The sequence below is a fragment of the Nitrincola nitratireducens genome, from assembly GCF_000585235.1.
Classification (GTDB): Bacteria; Pseudomonadota; Gammaproteobacteria; order Pseudomonadales; family Balneatricaceae; genus Nitrincola; species Nitrincola alkalisediminis.
This window is the reverse complement of the sequence record NZ_AONB01000028.1, coordinates 30237-49311: the sequence shown is the minus strand read 5'-3', so window position 1 is coordinate 49311 and position 19075 is coordinate 30237. Positions and strand designations below refer to the sequence as shown.

Sequence of the window (19075 nt, the reverse complement as noted above, 5' to 3'; positions counted from 1 at the left end):
TTCCCCCGGAAGGGCTTGTCTCTCAAGCGAGGCGCGAATATTAAAGAGGTTTTTGGGAGAGGTCAACTACTTTTTTAAATAATTTAAAAAATGACCTTCAATACCCACATAGAGAGTCACTGGACGACAACTCTGTTGTTGCGTCAATCCCCAAGCGCATACGACACTCAGGAAAATCTGACTGCATTCAACATTGCCGCCCACCTTAATCATGATAGCGGCGACAGCTCACCTAACAACCATGACTGACTTATGACTATGCCTCACCACATGTGATGAGTTAGGGCCTAGCACGTAATCCACCAAATTTCGTTTATTATGGGCCGCCATTACAATTAAATCAGCATCAACGTCTTTACTGATCCGAATAATTGTCTCCCATGGTGAGCCATCTGCTACGATTCTTTGGACGTGAATACCTTCTGGAATATGCTCAGCAACAAATTTTTTTAACTGCTCTTTTAATGCTTGATGTGCTTTAGTACTGAAATCTTTCGGAAAGAAAGACCCAACCATAGGCATACTAACCTCAGGCAGAACCGTTAAAATATGCAAAGAGGCTCCATAGGTACGACACAAGTCAATCGCAACAGGTAATGCTTTTCGCCATGAGCACTCTTCATTCAATACCACTGGCAATAATATTTTTGTGTACATCGTGAATACCTCTTTTTATGCCTTAGCGAATTGATCATCAGATGCGCGTCGACGATATTGAAGAAGATATATCATTAAAAACAGCGCGAAACCCGGTATCCATATCCACTCTTTAGCCCAGCGATCAACAGGCGCACTGATTTCGAGAATTTCTTGGTCAAAATCGAAGCAATATCAGCCGCCAGGCTACCAAAATCAACCAAATCAACAATCGCTCTTTCTCCTTCAATCATCAGCTGGAGCCCTAGATTACTCATTCGCTCTTCAGCCGTTGCTCCAGAAGGCACAGGCACTAAATAATAGGTAATGAGGGGATCACCAAAATCATTTTCACCTTCAACCCGAACCCTCAAACTACTTCCTGACTCAACGCTCATCAACGCTTGTTCAAACTGAGCGGGGGGGACTTGCTGATAGGGATCATGTATTTTGTCCATCCAGTAACCGGGCCTGAATAAAGTGAAGGCAACCAGTAATAGCAGAACCGTCTCATACCAACGATTACGCGTTAACATATAGCCTTGGGTTGCTGCCGCAAAAATCAGCATTGCGATCGTTGAAACGATAAAGATAAAAATCCCTTGCATAAACGTCACATCAATCAACAACAGATCGGTGTTAAATATAAACAAGAAGGGTAAGGCGGCTGTTCGCATGCTGTAGTAAAAGGCTTGAAAACCCGTTCTTAACGGATCGCCTCCGGAAACAGCGGCTGCGGCAAAGGAAGCAAGCCCAACAGGGGGCGTAACATCCGCCATTATCCCAAAGTAAAACACAAAGAGATGCACAGCAATTAAAGGGACGATTAGACCATTTTGCTGACCAAGCAATACAACAACAGGGGCCATTAATGCAGATACAACGATATAGTTCGCGGTTGTAGGCAATCCCATACCTAAGATTAAGCTTAGCAATGCTGTCAACACTAGGATCAACATCAGATTACCCATCGCCAGCAGCTCAACAACATCAGCCAAAACCAAGCCTACACCGGTTTGTGATACGGCGCCCACTATGATTCCAGCGGCGGCTGTCGCAATCCCGATACCAATCATGTTTCTGGCACCTGCAACAAGACCAATCCAGAGATCGTTCACACCTTCTTTTAAGTCGGCCGAAAGCTGACTGCGCTGTCTGAAGATTGCAATTAAAGGACGCTGGGTGAGCATGATAAAAATCATAAACACTGTCGCCCAAAAGGCTGACAAACCTGGGGAGAGGCGCTCAACCATCAAGCACCAGACAAGAACAATCACGGGAAGTATATAATGCAATCCTACCATCACCGTCGGACGTGTTTGCGGCAGCTTAACCACATCAGAATTGGGATCATCCAACTCTAGTTCAGGATATCCTGCACCGATTTTCAGCAATAAAACATAAACAACCGCCAGAACGACCGAAACAACCCAAGGCGTTGTATCACCTAATATCGGTTTGAGCCAACCAAGCCCGTAGTAAACACCAAAAGAGAGTATCATTAACAAGATCAATCCTGTCATGAACCCTAATACTTTATTTAACAAGGGACGGACAGGGTTACTTGAAGGTAAACCCTTCATATTGGCTTTCAAAGCCTCTAAATGCACAATGTAAATTAAGGCGATGTAGGAGATAACGGCAGGTAAGAAGGCATGTTTGATCACTTCAACATACGAAATACCAACATACTCCACCATTAAAAATGCTGCAGCACCCATCACAGGCGGCATAATTTGTCCATTGACAGACGATGAGACTTCAACAGCACCCGCTTTTTCGGAACTGAAACCTACCCGTTTCATCATGGGTATTGTGAAGGTTCCTGTCGTCACCGTGTTGGCGATCGACGATCCAGAGATCAATCCAGTCATTCCAGAGGCTACAACTGCAGCTTTTGCAGGCCCTCCGCGATAGTGGCCTAACAGCGAGAAGGCAACTTTAATGAAGTAATTGCCCGCACCCGCTTTATCAAGCAGCGCTCCAAAAAGCACAAAAAGAAACACAAAGCTTGTCGATACGCCTAAAGCAATACCAAACACACCTTGCGCAGTTAACCATTGATGATTGATTAATCCATTTAGACTGACGCCTCGATGAGCGAGGATGCCCGGCATATGGGGTCCGAAGAGGCTGTATAGGATAAAACATAATGCCACAATCACAAGCGGTGGCCCTAACGCTCGACGCGTCGCCTCTAGCAGCAGACACAACCCCATAACACCTATCACGACATCTTGTAAAATAGGCGCACCTGGACGTCCAGACAGCTCATTATAAAATAAGAATATATAGCCAGCACCAAAAGCGGCTATACCACCTACGATCCAATCCAACGCTGGAATACGATTACGAGGTGAATTTTTAAACGCAGGATAAGCCATAAAAGCAAGCAATAATGCAAAGGCCAAATGTATGGAGCGAGCCTCCGTTGCATTAAAAACACCAAACCCAACCATAAAAGGTAAGGGTGATGCAATCCAAAGCTGAAATAGTGACCATGCCGCCGCTAAACTAACTAATAGTTTTCCTGGAAGACCATCAGGTGATCTTGAACCTGTGTCAGTTGAGGCAACGAGCTCATCTAGATCAACTGTTTCAGCCGATGAATGTTTTTTATCATGTGTCATAGACGTATCCTGATGTCATTATGCTGAACACTGAATGTGCCGTATAAGTACTCTGTAAACTTACGAACCATGCACCCTTGAAACCCTGCCGACAGGACAGCTGCTCTTCTTTAGACTAGCGGCTTACGCCGTAAATACAAATTCACCGCCACATCTACCTGTCACGTCACACGAAAGCTTACAGCTGATTCGTGGGGCACGATTTCTTAGGTTCTCGCTAAACAAAAAATGCGCGACATCAGCGCGCATTTTTATTAACGTCAAGTTTAACTAGGCTTGATTACTCTTGAATCCAGCCACGCTCCACGTAATAACGCTTAGCACCATCATGCAAGGGTGCTGTCAAACCGTCGGAGACCATGCTTTCTTCATTCAAATTAGCAAATGCCGGATGTAAACGCTTGAAACGGTCAAAGTTTTCAAACACGGCTTTAACGGTTTGATAAACAACCTCATCATCTACACCCGCATGGCTCACAAAGGTTGCAGCCACACCGAACGTTTCTACATCGTTATCATTACCGCGATACAAACCACCTGGAATCACAGAGCGCGTATAGTAAGGGAACTCTTCAATCAGACCGTCAATTTCCGCTCCAGTGACTGGAATCAAACGAGCGTCAACAGTGGTCGTTGCTTCTTGTATTGATCCATTTGGATGTCCAACAACATAGATCATTGCATCGATGTTGTTATCTGATAATGCAGAAGCCTGTTCGGCTGCATCCAATTGTGATGCCAATGCGAAGTCACTCACTGTCCATCCCATACGGCCCATCACTAAGTCCATAGTGTTACGTTGTCCTGAACCTGGGTTACCAATGTTCACTCGCTTGCCTTTGAGGTCTGCAAACTCGCTAATACCGGAATCAGCACGTGCAATCACCGTCAATGGCTCACCATGCATGGTGAACACAGAACGCATTTCACCCCATGCACCACCTTCTTCAAAGTTTGCTTCACCGTTATAGGCTCTGTAGTGAACATCAGACTGAACAACGCCCATATCAAGCTCACCACTTTTCATGCCATTTACGTTAGCAACGGAACCACCAGTAGAAGGTGCATTACAACGCACACCATGCTCATCACTATTGCGGTTAACCATTCGACATACGGACTGACCAACGACGTAATAAACGCCTGTTTGTCCGCCGGTACCAATGGTAATGAACTTCTGATCCGCAACCACTTGTGTTGAGAAAGTCGTTGCAGCCAGAACGGCCCCTGTCAACGCAGCGGCTGAAAATGTAAGACGCTTCATACATACACCCCTTAAGGATTATAGTTTTTATTACTAACCTAAGACATTTAGTTGTTAATAAACAACTCTATACATTTTAAAACAGAGCAACAAAAACAACCAAACATACTTAATCTTTACACTAAAGTTTAACCTTAACCGATTCAGCGCTAGATGAGAAGCTTGATGATAAGTCAGAACTTATTCTATCAGCCCCACTTCTTTATAGTAGCGTTCCGCTCCCGAGTGGAAGGGGGCGCTTAAAGCTTCATTTACCATAGCCTCTTTTGTCAAAATCGCAAATGCCGGATGCAAGCGCCGAAATGCAGTAAGACTCTCAAAAACGGATTTAACCATTGCATAAATCACGTCATCACTGACGTTGGTTGTGGTCACTAGCGTGGCAGCCACACCAAAACTGACTACATCCAGACCATTTCCTCGATAGAGTCCACCGGGAATGTATGCCTGCCTGTAATACGAATGACGACTTACTAAATCATCAACATCGGCATCTTTAACATCAACCAATTTTGCATCACAAATGATTGTCGCCTCTTGTACAGAACCACTTGGGTGTCCCACTACATAAATCATTGCATCAATTTTTCCATCACACAGTGCACTTGCTTGTTCAGCAGCACCCAACTCAAACACCTCCGCAAAACTAGTCGTATCCCAGCCCTTAAGTAACATCAGCCGTTCCATCGTTGCTCGTTGACCCGACCCTTTGTTGCCAATGTTGACACGTTTACCCACTAGATCATTTAAAGAGCTGATTTGAGCATCGTCACGAACGAGAAGCGTAAAGAGTTCAGGATGCAAAGAGAAAACAGACCTCAGCTCATGATGCGGACCTGCCGCAGAAAACACATCGCTTCCCTCGAACGCATGATATTGCCAATCAGACTGCACAATCGCTAAATCAAACTCGCCGGTTCTAAGCCCCGACAGGTTATAAACCGATCCACCCGTTGTTCGCACGGCACAACGAATGCCATGATCCACTCGATCGCGATTCACCAAACGACAAATTGCACCTCCTGCAGGATAGTACACCCCCGTTACTCCACCCGTCGCAATGGTGACAAACGACTCTGCCAATACGGTTAGTGAAAGCCCCCAGCACAGTGCTAGCACACCTATGCATCTACACAGAACACGATACACCATTCACTTCACCTCAATCATTTTAAAATCAAAGCCTTCACCTGCGGATTCTCTCAGCATCTGCTAGACTTCAGGTTAGTTATAGTCATAACTCGATGATAAATACAGGTGCTTTATGTATGATTTACCCACGCTTGAACCCATTCGCCGTTATAAATCCATTGCAGTTCTAACAAGTGGTGGTGACGCTCCCGGTATGAACCCAGCGATTCGAGGTGTTGTAAGAACAGCCTTACATCACGGTATCAAGGTATACGGTGTGCAGCGTGGCTATAGCGGCCTGATTAACGGAGACATTCACGTCCTTTCTAGCAAGGGCGTCTCCAATATTGTTCAAAAAGGCGGCACCTTTTTGAAAAGTGCGCGTTGTTCTGAATTTCATCAAGCCACGATCCGCGCCAACGCAGCGAGCCAACTTCGTAAACTGGGTATCGAAGCACTGATTGTTATTGGCGGCGATGGTTCGCTGACAGGAGCACACTTGTTTGAAGAGGAGACAGGGTTACCCGTCATTGGAATACCTGGGACGATTGATAACGATATTTTTGGAACAGATGATACCATCGGCTTTGACACGGCTGTTAATACTGCACTCAATGCGATTGACAAAATACGCGACACAGCTGACTCCCATGAGCGTTATTTCTTAGTCGAAGTTATGGGACGAAGCTCAGGGTTTCTTGCCGTACATGTTGGCATCGCAGCAGGTGCGGAGATGATTGCTGTCCCTGAGTTTGCCGTCGATGTAGAGGCAATTTCATTGCAATTGGCAACCTCTAAACGGAAAGGCTTAGGATCCAGTGGCATCATTGTGGTTGCTGAAGGCAACGCCCCAGGACTAACCAATCGTATTGCTGAACAAATGGCCCATCACGGGCATACACCTTACGTTTCGATACTGGGCCATATACAAAGAGGAGGACACCCAAGTGGCCATGACCGAGTACTGGCCTCATGCTTAGGCGCCAAAGCCGTAGAATATCTACTGGCCGGTTATAGCGATATGATGGTCGGTGTTAATCAAGGTCAAGTCGTTGATGTTCCTCTCGATAACTTGACTCGATATCGTAAAGGCCTAGATCCTGAACTTTTGAAAATAGCTTTACAGTTACACAAGTAACTCCTTAACCTCGATGATCGGCCACAAAGGGATTATGTTTCCTTTCTGCACCCAGCGTTGACATGGGGCCATGGCCTGGAATAAACCTGATATCATCTCCAAGCACGAACAGTTTTTCCTTAATGGAGCGAATTAGATCTTGATGGTTTCCTCGCGGGAAGTCTGTTCGTCCAATCGAACCTTGAAAAATAACATCACCCACTTGCGCCAATTTCTCGTCCGCATTGTAAAAAATTACGTGACCTGGTGTGTGCCCCGGGCAGTGCAACACTTCCAGTACAACTTCGCCAAAACGTATCTGATCTCCATCATTTAACCATCGATTAGGCACGAAATTGCTTACTTTGGGAAAACCAAACATGGCAGACTGCTGATCCAATCCTTCAATCCAAAACTGATCGTCTTTGTGAGGCCCTTCAATGGGTACATTTTTTAGGATGGCCAATTCAGCCGTACCACCGGCATGGTCAATATGTGCATGAGTTAAAAGTATTTTTTCAAGAATCAGCTTCTCAGTCTCGAGTAGATTCACAATTTTATGCACATCTCCACCAGGGTCTACCACAACTGCTTTAAGCGTTTTTTCACACCACATAACCGTACAGTTTTGCTGAAAGGGAGTAACTGGAACAATTTTATATTTCATCACCGCTAACCATTCTCGCGCTCTGCTCTAAAGGTCAGATTATTGCCGATCGAGACATTGATTAAAACAGGGCTACAGCAAACAGGACAATCTTCTGTGTATTCTTGCTCGTTTTCGGAGCAATCCACAGTAAAACTAATCGACTCACTGCAATAGGGACATAAAAGATCAATCGTTTCTAACGGATTCATAGGGGACCTCGCTAATCATCGCAATCCTATTAATAGACTAGCGTATTTTTATATTTTTGCTCCATTTGCAACACACGTTTAGCGCTTGCATTCAGACTGAGAATAAGCGTAGACTAAAAATGATCATCTTGGTCGGGGTGCCCTTTGTGGGCTGAGATTACACCCGTTGAACCTGATCCGGCTTATACCGGCGTAGGAATATCGAGACATGCTTATTACAGCACCTATTGTATTCACGGCACCCCTGTCAGGCTTTTATCCTACAGGAGCGCTAGATTGACAATTCAAACATTTCCCATTGCACTCACCATTGCGGGATCAGACAGTGGCGGGGGAGCAGGCATCCAAGCAGACCTTAAAACCTTTTCAGCTTTAGGGGTCTATGGTTCATCCGTCATTACAGCCATTACTGCACAGAACACCTGTGAGGTGCGCTCTATCCATTCAGTGCCCATCGACATCATTGAAGATCAAATTCGGTGTGTGCTTGAAGACTTATCCATCGCTGCCATTAAAATAGGCATGATGGGTAATGAAGCCACCATAACGGCTATCGCACAGTGCTTGTCGAACACCACACATATTCCGATCGTTCTTGATCCTGTCATGGTCTCGAAGACTGGGAAAATGCTACTGGCATCAGACGCAACTCAAGCACTCATGCATCAACTCATACCCCAAACAACGTTAATCACTCCCAATCTACCCGAGGCCGCTGTCCTCTGCCAAAAAAGTGAAGCTCAATCACTTGATGATATGTATACGACACTGGATCAGTTAATGGGCTTAGGCTCTCAAGCCGTGTTACTGAAAGGTGGTCACCTCGCATCTTCTGATCGCTGTTTCGACCTTCTAGGCACACCATCCGGTATACATCGCTTTGAGTCTACTCGCATTAAAACGCAAAACACTCACGGAACGGGCTGTTCAATGGCATCCGCCATCACAGCCAACCTTGCAAAGGGCTTCCCTCTTGAGCAGGCCGTAGAGAGTGCTAAAAACTGGTTAACCCAGGCAATCGAGCAGGCTAACCGATTAAATGTTGGACGAGGTTTTGGGCCCGTTCATCATTTTCATAATCTCTGGTTGTAATGAGTTGCTCCAACCCAGCCATTCACGCATATACTAACAAGGATAAGGACTTTTTCTATGCTTAACCCAAATGCTCGCCTTAATCAAACAGCGCAAGTTGATACGCAGTCTGTTCAACCCTTTCCGAACTCACGTAAGGTCTATATCAAAGGGGAGCGTCCCGATATTTTGGTGCCCATGCGTGAAATTACGTTAGCGGATACACCAACAGAGCAGGGGGTCGAAAAAAATCCGCCCTTGTACGTCTATGACACCTCTGGACCTTATACCGATCCTGAAGTCACCATCGATGTGCGCAAGGGGTTAGCGCCACTGCGCGATGCTTGGATTCAAGAACGAGAGGATACAGAGCAGCTTTCTCAACTCAGCTCTGAATATGGCCGCACACGTGAAGCCGACTTGCGTTTGGACGAGCTCAGATTCGAACTAAAAAGAAAACCTAGGCGCGCCAAAGCTGGCAAGAATGTTACCCAGTTGCACTATGCTCGCAAAGGCATCATCACTCCTGAAATGGAGTTCATTGCCATACGTGAAAATATGCGGGTTGCTAAAGCACATGCCGAAGAGCCCTTGTTATCGTTACAACACCCTGGCCATAGTTTTGGCGCTAAACTCCCAGAAAACATTACACCCGAATTTGTACGGCAAGAAGTAGCAGCAGGGCGGGCTATTATCCCCTGTAACATCAACCACCCTGAGTTAGAACCCATGATCATTGGTCGCAACTTTTTGGTGAAGATCAATGGCAATATAGGCAACTCCGCCCTTAGCTCTTCTATTGAAGAGGAAGTTGAGAAAATGACGTGGGGAACACGTTGGGGGGCCGATACAATTATGGACTTATCCACAGGTAAAAACATACACGAGACGCGTGAGTGGATCATTCGTAACTCACCTGTTCCAATCGGCACAGTCCCGATTTATCAAGCTCTGGAAAAAGTAAACGGTATTGCGGAAGATTTAAACTGGGACGTATTTAAAGACACGCTGATTGAACAAGCAGAACAAGGTGTCGACTACTTTACCATTCATGCAGGTGTATTATTACGGTACGTTCCTCTCACCGCTAAGCGCATGACAGGTATCGTGTCTAGAGGCGGCTCCATCATGGCAAAATGGTGTCTTGCTCATCACGAAGAAAACTTCTTATACACGCATTTCGAAGAAATATGTGAAATCTGTAAAGCCTATGATGTTGCCTTTTCCTTAGGTGATGGCCTTCGCCCTGGCTCTGTGTATGATGCCAATGATGCGGCACAATTTGCAGAATTGGAAACCTTAGGAGAACTCACCAAAATTGCGTGGAAGCACGATGTTCAGGTCATGATCGAAGGCCCAGGTCATGTTCCTATGCACATGATTAAAGAAAATATGGATAAACAGTTGGAAAGCTGCCACGAAGCCCCTTTTTATACACTAGGGCCTTTAACAACCGATATTGCTCCTGGATATGATCATATTACCTCAGGCATAGGGGCCGCTATGATTGGTTGGTACGGCTGTGCAATGCTCTGCTACGTCACACCGAAGGAGCACTTAGGCCTTCCGAATAAAGACGACGTCAAAACCGGTATTATTACCTATAAGATTGCCGCTCATGCAGCGGACTTAGCGAAAGGTCATCCCTGTGCCCAAATCAGAGACAACGCCATGTCAAAGGCGCGCTTTGAGTTCCGCTGGGAAGATCAATTTAATATCGGATTGGATCCCGACACAGCCCGAGCCTTCCATGATGAAACCTTACCCAAGGAATCTGCGAAAGTGGCTCATTTTTGTTCGATGTGTGGACCCAAGTTTTGCTCTATGAAAATCTCGCAAGAGATTCGAGCCTTAGACGATCAGCAAGTCGCCATGATGCAAGACTCGGTCAAACAGGGTATGCAAGAAAAGTCAGAGGAATTCAAAGAAACAGGCTCACAGCTGTACCATAAGGCCTAATTAAGACGAAGGTTAGGGTGCTCGCCTGAGCCTCTAGCCTTCGCAAACACAATTGCGTCCAGCCGCTTTGGCTTGATACAGTGCTTGATCCGCTGTCTTCAACAAAATGTCGGCAGCATCGTTAGCATCAACAATTTGATACACAAAACCGATGCTGACCGTCATTTGAATTGAAACACTCGCATCATTTTCCAAGTAAATAACCCTTTGGCTGCATTCTTCTCGTATCGCCTCAGCAATTCTCCACACATCAGAGTGAGTAATCTCCGGTAGGATCAAGGTAAACTCCTCACCACCGAACCTCGCAGCTAACTCACCTGTGCGCTGGCTATAGCCCTTTATCACCTGAGCAATGACTTTCAAACAATGATCACCAACTTGATGTCCATATTGATCATTTAAACGTTTGAAATGATCAATATCGATCATCAACAACGCAATTGCGTGCTGGTGTCGCATAGCTCTATTCATTTCCTCTTGCAAGCTTCATCTAAATACCGACGATTCGCCAAACCTGTCAGCCCATCTATACGCGATAAATTTTCCAACTCTTGGTTGGTCTTTTGCATACGGAAGACCAAGCCCGAGTAATCCTCAATCGATTCTCGAATCGTATCCAACTCTTTAAAAAAAAGCGGCTTTAATATAATGGTTTGATTGCCTTGCTGCTCAATTGCTTTCAAGCCAGCAACCAAGGACTGTATCGGTCTAAGCAACGTATTCTTGAAAATAAAAAATAAAAATAAGAATAAAAGAACAACAATACTCATGAAAACAATCGAATATTGCGTAATACGCTCTATGTCTTTGCCAATATCTGTCGCCAAGGTTTGCGCTTTCAACGCGGCATCTGAGTTTAAATAGGTAGACACACGCTCCAATCTGGCTTTTGTATCAATCAACATCCAGTCCAACTGTCGATTTAGATCCGAAATAAATAAAATACGTTGTTCAATCTCTTCGAAGGATGAAAGAGATGTTAACTCGTCAAAGGCACTGGGCATTTGACCTTCACGAATCTCTCGCTGAGGCAGAGCTGATAGTAGCCCACGAACCTTAATAACCGTTGGCTCATGATATGCGCTTAAGACTTGTATCGCTTCATTCTGCAACGTGCGTTGTAATTGACGAATACTCGCGATTTCACGAATATCATGGAGGATATTACTGGCTTCTGACGCCAAAAATGGATCGTTCTCAAATAAAAAACTATGAATCAATACTTGAGACTCTAAACGATAGTTACGTTCTAGGTTTCCATTTTGTACCCAATAAATTAAATCGATGTAAGAGCGGATTTGTTCAATTTTTAGTAAATTATTATGAGTATGCACTAGCTCAGGTAAAAGCTCTTGGCTGGTTTCTTGAGTCTTAGCCGTGATACCTCGTAACAATCCCAAGGAAAAACCGACACTCACCAAGAATATTACGACAAACACCAACGAAGCAACCAAAACGGTTACAGATAATTTGGGTCGAATAGCTGGCCGCTTAAGAGGCATATCAGTAAATACTGAAGGGTATGTACTTGCGATTTATTTGATCGTATTGACCAGTGAATCGAATTTTTTTCAGCCCCTCATTAACTGCTAAAAGCAGTTCTGGATGATTTTTGCGTACAGCTATATGCGCATAATCCACGAGTAGCTCATTGACTAGGGGTTCTGAAATAAAGTCAAAATTCTCACCATCGGCCGACTGTAAGAAGTGAAGCTGACTAATACTGTTCGACAATACGAGATCAACCTCTCCCTTGATTAGGGCATCAATGGCCTCGTCATGACTATTCAAAAGGTGAATATTTTCATGAGGGTAGTTAGCGACTAAGTACTGCGATTGCAGAGTGTCTTTCCCTGTGGCAATTCGCAGATGCTTTAAGTCATCATAATGCTTCTTCGAATGCAGTTTTGGATCACCGACAAAAACCGAATGGGCTCTATAATAGTAGTCTGAAAAATCAGCGGACTTCTCGCGTTCGGGTGTCTTGCCCATACTGGCTATGATTAATTCATAATCACCTGCAACCAAGCCTGTGAGTATTTCAGACCACTCGACCAACACCATTTCACACTCAACCCCCATGGCCGCACACAGCGCATGCGTGATGTCTATGTCGAAGCCAACCACTTGGCCTGAGTCATCCACGTAACTGAACGGTGGGTAGTTTCCTTCAATCGCCACTCTTAGGGGGGCTGCAACAAGTGACACAGATATAAATAACAACATCCACATGAATAGGATTTTTCTTTTTATTCTTCTCATGTATGCCGCACCTCTATGCGCTCTATTGTCTCAATCCAAGAGTATCATAAACGCATTTCAATGCCACGCGCTTGCATGTACCGCTTCGCTTCAGGAATTGTGTATTCATTAAAGTGAAATATAGAGGCCGCCAATACAGCATCCGCTTTCCCAATCAAGACACCATCGACTAAATGGTCTAAGTTGCCGACCCCACCCGAGGCAATCACCGGCACATGAACAGCCTCACTGATCGCACGCGTGACGCCTAGATCAAACCCAGACTTCATGCCGTCTTGATCCATGGAGGTGAGTAATATTTCACCCGCACCCAAGTTGACCATGTTTTGCGCCCAAGCTACCGCATCTAACCCTGTTGGCTTGCGTCCACCATGGGTGAAAATCTCCCAACGATCCTCTTCGCCCGGCAACGAGACTTTTTTGGCATCAATCGCGACCACTATACACTGTGAACCAAACCGTGATGCGGCCTCGGCAACAAACTCAGGGTTGAAAACGGCGGCCGTATTAATCGATACTTTATCGGCACCCGCATTGAGCATACGACGGATATCTTCACAGGTCCGAATGCCGCCACCAACCGTTAAGGGGATAAACACTTCCGATGCCATACGCTCAACGGTGTGCACGGTTGTTTCACGTCCCTCGTGGCTCGCGGTGATATCAAGAAAGGTGATTTCATCAGCGCCTTGCTGTTCGTAACGCCTCGCGATTTCCACTGGATCGCCCGCATCACGGATGTCTAGAAACTTAACGCCCTTAACAACACGCCCATTTTCAACATCTAAACACGGGATGATTCGCTTTGCCAGACCCATATCTGCTCCTTAAGCACCACAGAGTTGATCACTAAGCGCTTGTGCCTGCGCCACATCCAACGTACCTTCGTAGATGGCGCGCCCCGTAATCGCACCCAGAATCCCTTGATCTGCTACGGCCGCTAAACGACGTATGTCTTCAATATCTGTGACACCACCTGATGCAATCACAGGAATGCCAGCATACTGCGCCAGAGCAACCGTTGCCTCGACGTTCACGCCTTGCATCATGCCATCACGACTGATATCGGTATACACAATCGAAGATACGCCGTCATCTTTAAACTGTTTAGCTAAATCCGTGGCCTTAACCGACGATATTTCGGCCCAACCATCGGTTGCGACAAAGCCGTCTTGAGCATCGAGTCCAACAATGATGTGGCCAGGGAAGGCTTTACACATGTCTGTGACAAAGCTCGGCTCCTTCACTGCCTTGGTTCCAATAATGACATAGCTGACACCTGCCTTCAGGTAGGACTCGATAATCTCCGCATTGCGAATCCCCCCGCCAATCTGAATCGGTAAATCAGGAAAAGCTCGAGCGATTTCATTCACGATCTCGCCATTGATAGGCTCCCCTGCAAATGCGCCATTCAGATCAACCAAATGAAGACGGCGACATCCGGCTTCAACCCACTTTGCAGCCATTTCTACCGGGTTATCCGAAAACACTGTCGAGTCATCCATACGCCCTTGACGCAAGCGCACACATTTTCCGTCTTTTAGATCAATCGCAGGTATTATTAACATGTCGTTATCCAATAAAAGCTAAGAGTAAGGGTCAAAGAGCCTAGAGGCTTTAGGGTTGCCCTTGCCAATTTAAAAAGTTCTTCAGTAACTGCAAACCCGCATGTTGACTTTTTTCGGGATGGAACTGCACCGCAAAGACATTTTTATGCGCCAGCGCGACATCAAACGGAACACCGTATTCGCAGGTTGCCGCCACACGCTCAGCTTGTGCCAACTTCACATAATAACTGTGCACAAAGTAAAAGCGGCTATGATCATCAATTCCCTGCCACAGTGGATGGTCAATTGTTTGAGTAACTTGGTTCCAGCCCATATGAGGCACTTTGAGCGGTGTGTTATCTTGATCTAACAGCGTATCACCAAAGAAATTCACACGTCCTGGAAACTCACCCAAGCAGTCCACTCCGCCATTTTCTTCAGAAAAGTCCATCAATGCTTGGAAACCAACACAAATCCCTAAAAAGGGTTTGCCCGATTTGATTGCTTCCGCCACTTCGGCATCAACACCTAAGCGACGAATTTCAGCCATGCAGTCACGAATCGCGCCGACACCAGGAAGCAGTACTCGGTCGGCGTCTCTGACTTGCTGAGGATCAGCGGTTACTCGGACTTCAACACCCGGCTGTACATGCTCTAGGGCTTTGGCAACCGAGTGCAAATTGCCCATGCCATAATCTATGACCGCGATACTGCTCATCTTTACAAACACCCTTTGGTTGATGGCATCATACCAATCGCCCTTGGATCTTCTTCCAGTGCCATTCGCAGTGCACGACCAAAGGCTTTGAAAATCGTTTCTGCCTGATGGTGGCTATTTTTACCTTTGAGGTTATCAATATGCAGCGTGACTTGAGCATGATTGACAAACCCATGGAAAAACTCACTGAACAGATCGACATCCAAGCTACCAATACGTCCGCGTGTGAATTCAACGTTCATGTCCAATCCAGGGCGTCCAGAAAAGTCGATGACGACACGTGATAAGGCTTCATCAAGAGGAACATACGCATGACCATAACGACGAATGCCAGTTTTATCACCGACGGCCTGCTTGAATGCTTGCCCCAGTGTAATGCCGATATCTTCGACGGTATGGTGATCGTCAATATGTAAATCGCCAACCGCATGTATATTGAGGTCGATCAATCCATGACGCGCGATTTGATCCATCATATGATCGAGAAAGGGAACGCCTGTATCCGACTCGAATTTACCGGTACCGTCCAGGTTGATACTGACCGTAATCTGGGTTTCCAGTGTATTACGTGTGACACTGGCTGTACGCTGCGCCATGAGTTTCTCCGCAAACTATTTAACATTTCCTGCTATTATACAGGCATCTGAGTAACAACGGCAGATCATCTGGTCGATAGTCGTTGAGTAATCGCCTACAGAAGGTCACGAAACCTTAACAAACGGTCAGGGAATTTCAATGAGACGTATTTCTAAAATTGTGCTTGGTGTATTAGCGCTCCTCATCACACTGATGGCACTTGCGCTTTTTTACGTGACATCCGTATTTAATCCAAACGATTTTAAATCAGACATCCAACAATGGGTGTTTGATAAAGCCGGGATTGAGCTCAGGATCGAGCAGGACATTGAATGGTCCTTATACCCTTGGTTAGGCATAAAACTGAGCGCACTCACCGTTAAGTATCCCGATAAGCCAACTCTGGCCTCTATCGATAACGCACAGGCCTCCCTCGACTTAATCGCATTATTATCTAAACGGATTGAAGTGGATGCTATTTTACTAGATGGCCTGCGCATATCCTTACACACGGACACAGATGGTATCTCCAACTGGCATGCCGCCAGCCCTGATGCCGACACACCTCGAACGGTGGACGCACACGCATCAAATCCATCAGATAGTGAACTGAACCCGTTTACAATTCAAACTTTTACACTGAAGAATGCGGATATACGCTACGAAAATGCTCTCGACAACACCCTAATTGAGCTTTCACATATTCAACTCAAAACCGGTGTGATTGCACATAACACTCCGACCAACATCGATTTCGAAACGGGCATTCAATACTTTAAAGAGCGCCAACGTCTTTTTAAAGGTCAAAGCCAATTGAGTGGGCAGGTTCGCCTTTCACCCACCTTCAATGAAATTACCATTCTTCCTTTTTCCATGTTTCTTGAGGCGCACGACCAACCGAACCGATCCACCCCTCTTCGTCTAGACCTAACAGGAGAGTTCAAGCTGAATCGTGAGGTGGAGCAATTACAGCTTAAGAATCTAATCGCAAATATCGAAAACCTATCCCTCCGTGCCGAGCTGGATATTACCAATTTCAGCGAGTTTGACGTCGTTGGAAATGTCGCGTCTGACCCTTTTGACCTAAAACACTTTCTAAATACCATCGGTATTGATGCCCCTCAAACGGCCAATCCTCAAGCGTTACGCACTGTGCAATTTGATGCTCAATTAAAAGGCACACCGGCGCACTGGCATCTATCGCCCCTGAATATTGGTATCGATACTCATACATGGACTGGCTTGGCGTCCTTTGAAACAGCAACGGCGCAGCCTCACCTGGAGCTATCAACGCCGAGGCTAAATCTGAATGACTACTTGCCGGCACCAACTGATCAGAGCACTCAGCCGAGCACAGCAAGCACCGAAACTCACGAACCCTCTGAGATCTTTAACCCAGATGATCTACGCGCGCTGAATCTGAGTGCCAATATTGGGATAACGGAGCTGAAATACGATCAATATTTACTGCACAACCTGCGTTTCAATATGCAAGCGCAAAACGGCAATATTGACGTTAAACAGCTCGATGTTGATGTTTTTGGTGGGCGTATTCGCAATCAGGTGAGCCTTAATGTTAACCAAACGCCTGCAACCATCGCACTCAAAAATAGCGTTTCGGAGCTTAACTTAGAAACAGTGCTCCTAACACTGGCCGATACCAACACGTTAACCGGAGCCTTAAGTGCTTCTGCAAACCTCACAGCACGCGGTCATACGACACAACAGTGGCTGAACACCTTATCGGGCAAAGCGGATGTTCGCTTAGTGGATGGTGTCATTCAAGGCATCGATATGGCGCAAACCCTGTGCCAAGGTATTCAATCAGCCCTTGCCCTTGGTATAAATCCCGTTCAGGTGGATCGATCGACGCCATTTGCGAACATGGGCGGAACATTTGATCTAAACCAAGGCGTTGTTTCGAATAATGACCTACGCGCGTCTATGGATGCGATGCAACTCACAGGGTCGGGCACTGTTAACTTACCTCAGCAAGCGCTGGACTATCGATTGGGTTTTAAAGTAACCGAAAATTTGTTTAAGCAAACCTGCTCAGTTAACAATCGTTTGGAGGGTCTTGAGTTGCCTATTCTGTGTTCAGGTCGTTTCGACACCCCACCAGCCGATATGTGCAAGCCCGACACGCGCGTTTTCACGCAACTCTTGCGACAGGAGTTGCAACGTAAAGTTGAAGAAAAGCTGGGAGGCCAAGTCGAAGAGAAGCTGATTGAACGCTTGGGTGGGGATGAAGGAACACGTAATTTAATACGAGGATTAATCCGTTAAATGTTATCGTCTGAAGCCTTTAGCCAAGCCGTGCTCAACTGGTTTGATGAACACGGCCGCCATGATTTGCCCTGGCAAACGAACAAGTCACCCTATTATACTTGGGTGTCTGAAATCATGTTGCAGCAAACGCAAGTGAGCACAGTCATTCCTTACTTTCTTCGCTTTACCGACACTTTTCCGGACGTACATGCATTGGCCAAGGCGCCTCTGGATCAGGTTTTACATCTGTGGACAGGGTTAGGCTATTACGCTCGAGCCCGAAATCTGCACAAAACAGCACAGATCCTGAGCCAAGAGCGCGACGGCGTTTTTCCTAGCACGCTGGATGAAATGGAAGCACTGCCCGGCATTGGACGCTCGACAGCTGGCGCGATTCTTTCAATATCCATGGGTGTACGTGCCCCAATTTTAGATGGGAATGTCAAACGTGTGCTAGCACGCTTCTATGCGATTGATGAATGGCCAGGCACCCCAAACGTTCAGGCCGCGCTTTGGAAATATGCCGACCATAACACGCCTGAACATCGTGTTGGTGACTACACCCAAGCGATGATGGATCTGGGTGCAACCCTATGCCGACGGTCAAAACCAGCCTGTCTTCTGTGTCCCATCCAATCCCATTGCCAAGCCTATGCCTTAGGTCGTACACATGAATTGCCTAAAGCTCGGCCCAAAAAGCATAAACCGCTTAAAACCACCATTATGCTTATACACATGAATGAACCGGGCGAAGTATGGTTGGAGCAACGTCCCGCCAAAGGTATTTGGGGTGGACTCTGGAGTTTGCCTGAGTCAGAGGAGTTACCCAATACGCTACTTAAATGTTTACCCGTCATTAAACATAGTTTTAGTCATTATGATTTGGAAATTACGCCAGCGCTTGTCAAAACACCAGAATGCTTTCGTGTTGAAGAAGCTAAGGGCCTTTGGTACAACTTAGATCAGCCTCAGCAGTCACTTGGTTTGGCCGCTCCCGTGAAAAAGCTACTGGCTAGCCTTAGATAGCGAGCCCAGCAC

At 46.1% G+C, this 19075-nt stretch carries 17 protein-coding genes, 1 pseudogene and 1 riboswitch; of the genes and pseudogenes, 5 read left to right on the top strand and 13 right to left on the bottom strand.

All coding sequences use genetic code 11. From position 1 onward, the window contains the following. Nucleotides 1-228: 228 nt before the first annotated feature. The 4 genes and pseudogenes from D791_RS17490 to D791_RS17475 form a co-directional block, all read right to left on the bottom strand. Entirely contained in the window at nucleotides 229-657 is a 429-nt protein-coding gene (locus D791_RS17490; RefSeq protein WP_036514414.1) for a universal stress protein, read from the bottom strand. 15 nt (nucleotides 658-672) lie between these two features. Then, nucleotides 673-3266 (bottom strand): annotated as a pseudogene (locus D791_RS17485) (TRAP transporter permease). A gap of 280 nt (nucleotides 3267-3546) precedes the next feature. After that, entirely contained in the window at nucleotides 3547-4530 is a 984-nt protein-coding gene (locus D791_RS17480) for a TAXI family TRAP transporter solute-binding subunit (protein ID WP_036514411.1), read from the bottom strand. A 180-nt stretch (nucleotides 4531-4710) separates the two neighbouring features. Next, nucleotides 4711-5682: a TAXI family TRAP transporter solute-binding subunit gene (locus D791_RS17475; protein ID WP_051514660.1), complete on the bottom strand. Its 972-nt coding sequence runs from the start codon at nucleotides 5680-5682 to the stop codon at nucleotides 4711-4713. 112 nt (nucleotides 5683-5794) lie between these two features. Between D791_RS17475 and pfkA the strand changes: the two genes are divergently transcribed. Further along, entirely contained in the window at nucleotides 5795-6799 is a 1005-nt protein-coding gene (gene pfkA, locus D791_RS17470) for a 6-phosphofructokinase (protein WP_051514659.1), read from the top strand. 4 nt (nucleotides 6800-6803) lie between these two features. On the opposite strand, the gene D791_RS17465 is transcribed toward pfkA, so the two are convergent. Both D791_RS17465 and D791_RS17460 read right to left on the bottom strand, forming a co-directional pair. Continuing rightward, complete coding sequence (locus D791_RS17465; RefSeq protein WP_036514408.1) at nucleotides 6804-7445, bottom strand: MBL fold metallo-hydrolase; 642 nt, start codon at nucleotides 7443-7445, stop codon at nucleotides 6804-6806. A 5-nt stretch (nucleotides 7446-7450) separates the two neighbouring features. After that, entirely contained in the window at nucleotides 7451-7636 is a 186-nt protein-coding gene (locus tag D791_RS17460) for a CPXCG motif-containing cysteine-rich protein (RefSeq protein WP_036514403.1), read from the bottom strand. Between the two features lie 123 nt (nucleotides 7637-7759). Next, a riboswitch (TPP riboswitch) is annotated at nucleotides 7760-7853 on the top strand. Nucleotides 7854-7912: 59 nt separating this feature from the next. On the opposite strand from D791_RS17460, the gene thiD reads away from it, so the two are divergent. Both thiD and thiC read left to right on the top strand, forming a co-directional pair. Further along, nucleotides 7913-8728, top strand: a complete 816-nt coding sequence (thiD, locus tag D791_RS17455) for a bifunctional hydroxymethylpyrimidine kinase/phosphomethylpyrimidine kinase (RefSeq protein WP_036514400.1) — start codon at nucleotides 7913-7915, stop codon at nucleotides 8726-8728. Nucleotides 8729-8785: 57 nt separating this feature from the next. Beyond that, on the top strand, nucleotides 8786-10666 hold the full coding sequence (gene thiC, locus D791_RS17450) for a phosphomethylpyrimidine synthase ThiC (protein WP_036514398.1): 1881 nt from the start codon (nucleotides 8786-8788) through the stop codon (nucleotides 10664-10666). A 33-nt stretch (nucleotides 10667-10699) separates the two neighbouring features. Here the strand turns inward: thiC and D791_RS17445 are convergent, their stop codons facing one another. The 7 genes from D791_RS17445 to hisB form a co-directional block, all read right to left on the bottom strand. Next, entirely contained in the window at nucleotides 10700-11125 is a 426-nt protein-coding gene (locus tag D791_RS17445) for a GGDEF domain-containing protein (protein WP_036514396.1), read from the bottom strand. 8 nt (nucleotides 11126-11133) lie between these two features. Beyond that, entirely contained in the window at nucleotides 11134-12105 is a 972-nt protein-coding gene (locus tag D791_RS17440; RefSeq protein ID WP_157682422.1) for a GGDEF domain-containing protein, read from the bottom strand. A 64-nt stretch (nucleotides 12106-12169) separates the two neighbouring features. Further along, entirely contained in the window at nucleotides 12170-12928 is a 759-nt protein-coding gene (locus tag D791_RS17435) for a substrate-binding periplasmic protein (protein WP_081763944.1), read from the bottom strand. 44 nt (nucleotides 12929-12972) lie between these two features. Next, nucleotides 12973-13746: an imidazole glycerol phosphate synthase subunit HisF gene (hisF, locus tag D791_RS17430; RefSeq protein WP_036514393.1), complete on the bottom strand. Its 774-nt coding sequence runs from the start codon at nucleotides 13744-13746 to the stop codon at nucleotides 12973-12975. Between the two features lie 9 nt (nucleotides 13747-13755). After that, entirely contained in the window at nucleotides 13756-14496 is a 741-nt protein-coding gene (gene hisA / locus D791_RS17425) for a 1-(5-phosphoribosyl)-5-[(5-phosphoribosylamino)methylideneamino]imidazole-4-carboxamide isomerase (protein ID WP_036514392.1), read from the bottom strand. A gap of 49 nt (nucleotides 14497-14545) precedes the next feature. Continuing rightward, nucleotides 14546-15193, bottom strand: a complete 648-nt coding sequence (gene hisH / locus D791_RS17420) for an imidazole glycerol phosphate synthase subunit HisH (protein WP_036514391.1) — start codon at nucleotides 15191-15193, stop codon at nucleotides 14546-14548. A 2-nt stretch (nucleotides 15194-15195) separates the two neighbouring features. Continuing rightward, nucleotides 15196-15789: an imidazoleglycerol-phosphate dehydratase HisB gene (gene hisB, locus D791_RS17415; protein ID WP_036514390.1), complete on the bottom strand. Its 594-nt coding sequence runs from the start codon at nucleotides 15787-15789 to the stop codon at nucleotides 15196-15198. A 139-nt stretch (nucleotides 15790-15928) separates the two neighbouring features. Here hisB and D791_RS17410 point away from each other — a divergent pair, with 139 nt between their 5' ends. Together D791_RS17410 and mutY are read left to right on the top strand one after the other, a co-directional pair. Further along, on the top strand, nucleotides 15929-18055 hold the full coding sequence (locus tag D791_RS17410; protein ID WP_036514389.1) for an AsmA family protein: 2127 nt from the start codon (nucleotides 15929-15931) through the stop codon (nucleotides 18053-18055). Next, a complete protein-coding gene (gene mutY / locus D791_RS17405) occupies nucleotides 18056-19063 on the top strand; it encodes an A/G-specific adenine glycosylase (protein ID WP_036514386.1) in 1008 nt (335 codons plus the stop codon). The last annotated feature ends 12 nt before the right edge of the window (nucleotides 19064-19075 follow it).

What these genes read in the sequence shown, in the direction of transcription:
- D791_RS17490 (WP_036514414.1), bottom strand. Translation starts at nt 657, where the DNA reads ATGTACACAAAAATATTATTGCCAGTGGTATTGAATGAAGAGTGCTCA.
- D791_RS17480 (WP_036514411.1), bottom strand. Translation starts at nt 4,530, where the DNA reads ATGAAGCGTCTTACATTTTCAGCCGCTGCGTTGACAGGGGCCGTTCTG.
- D791_RS17475 (WP_051514660.1), bottom strand. Translation starts at nt 5,682, where the DNA reads ATGGTGTATCGTGTTCTGTGTAGATGCATAGGTGTGCTAGCACTGTGC.
- pfkA (WP_051514659.1), top strand. Translation starts at nt 5,795, where the DNA reads ATGTATGATTTACCCACGCTTGAACCCATTCGCCGTTATAAATCCATT.
- D791_RS17465 (WP_036514408.1), bottom strand. Translation starts at nt 7,445, where the DNA reads ATGAAATATAAAATTGTTCCAGTTACTCCCTTTCAGCAAAACTGTACG.
- D791_RS17460 (WP_036514403.1), bottom strand. Translation starts at nt 7,636, where the DNA reads ATGAATCCGTTAGAAACGATTGATCTTTTATGTCCCTATTGCAGTGAG.
- thiC (WP_036514398.1), top strand. Translation starts at nt 8,786, where the DNA reads ATGCTTAACCCAAATGCTCGCCTTAATCAAACAGCGCAAGTTGATACG.
- D791_RS17445 (WP_036514396.1), bottom strand. Translation starts at nt 11,125, where the DNA reads ATGCGACACCAGCACGCAATTGCGTTGTTGATGATCGATATTGATCAT.
- D791_RS17435 (WP_081763944.1), bottom strand. Translation starts at nt 12,928, where the DNA reads ATGAGAAGAATAAAAAGAAAAATCCTATTCATGTGGATGTTGTTATTT.
- hisF (WP_036514393.1), bottom strand. Translation starts at nt 13,746, where the DNA reads ATGGGTCTGGCAAAGCGAATCATCCCGTGTTTAGATGTTGAAAATGGG.
- hisA (WP_036514392.1), bottom strand. Translation starts at nt 14,496, where the DNA reads ATGTTAATAATACCTGCGATTGATCTAAAAGACGGAAAATGTGTGCGC.
- hisH (WP_036514391.1), bottom strand. Translation starts at nt 15,193, where the DNA reads ATGAGCAGTATCGCGGTCATAGATTATGGCATGGGCAATTTGCACTCG.
- hisB (WP_036514390.1), bottom strand. Translation starts at nt 15,789, where the DNA reads ATGGCGCAGCGTACAGCCAGTGTCACACGTAATACACTGGAAACCCAG.
- D791_RS17410 (WP_036514389.1), top strand. Translation starts at nt 15,929, where the DNA reads ATGAGACGTATTTCTAAAATTGTGCTTGGTGTATTAGCGCTCCTCATC.
- mutY (WP_036514386.1), top strand. Translation starts at nt 18,056, where the DNA reads ATGTTATCGTCTGAAGCCTTTAGCCAAGCCGTGCTCAACTGGTTTGAT.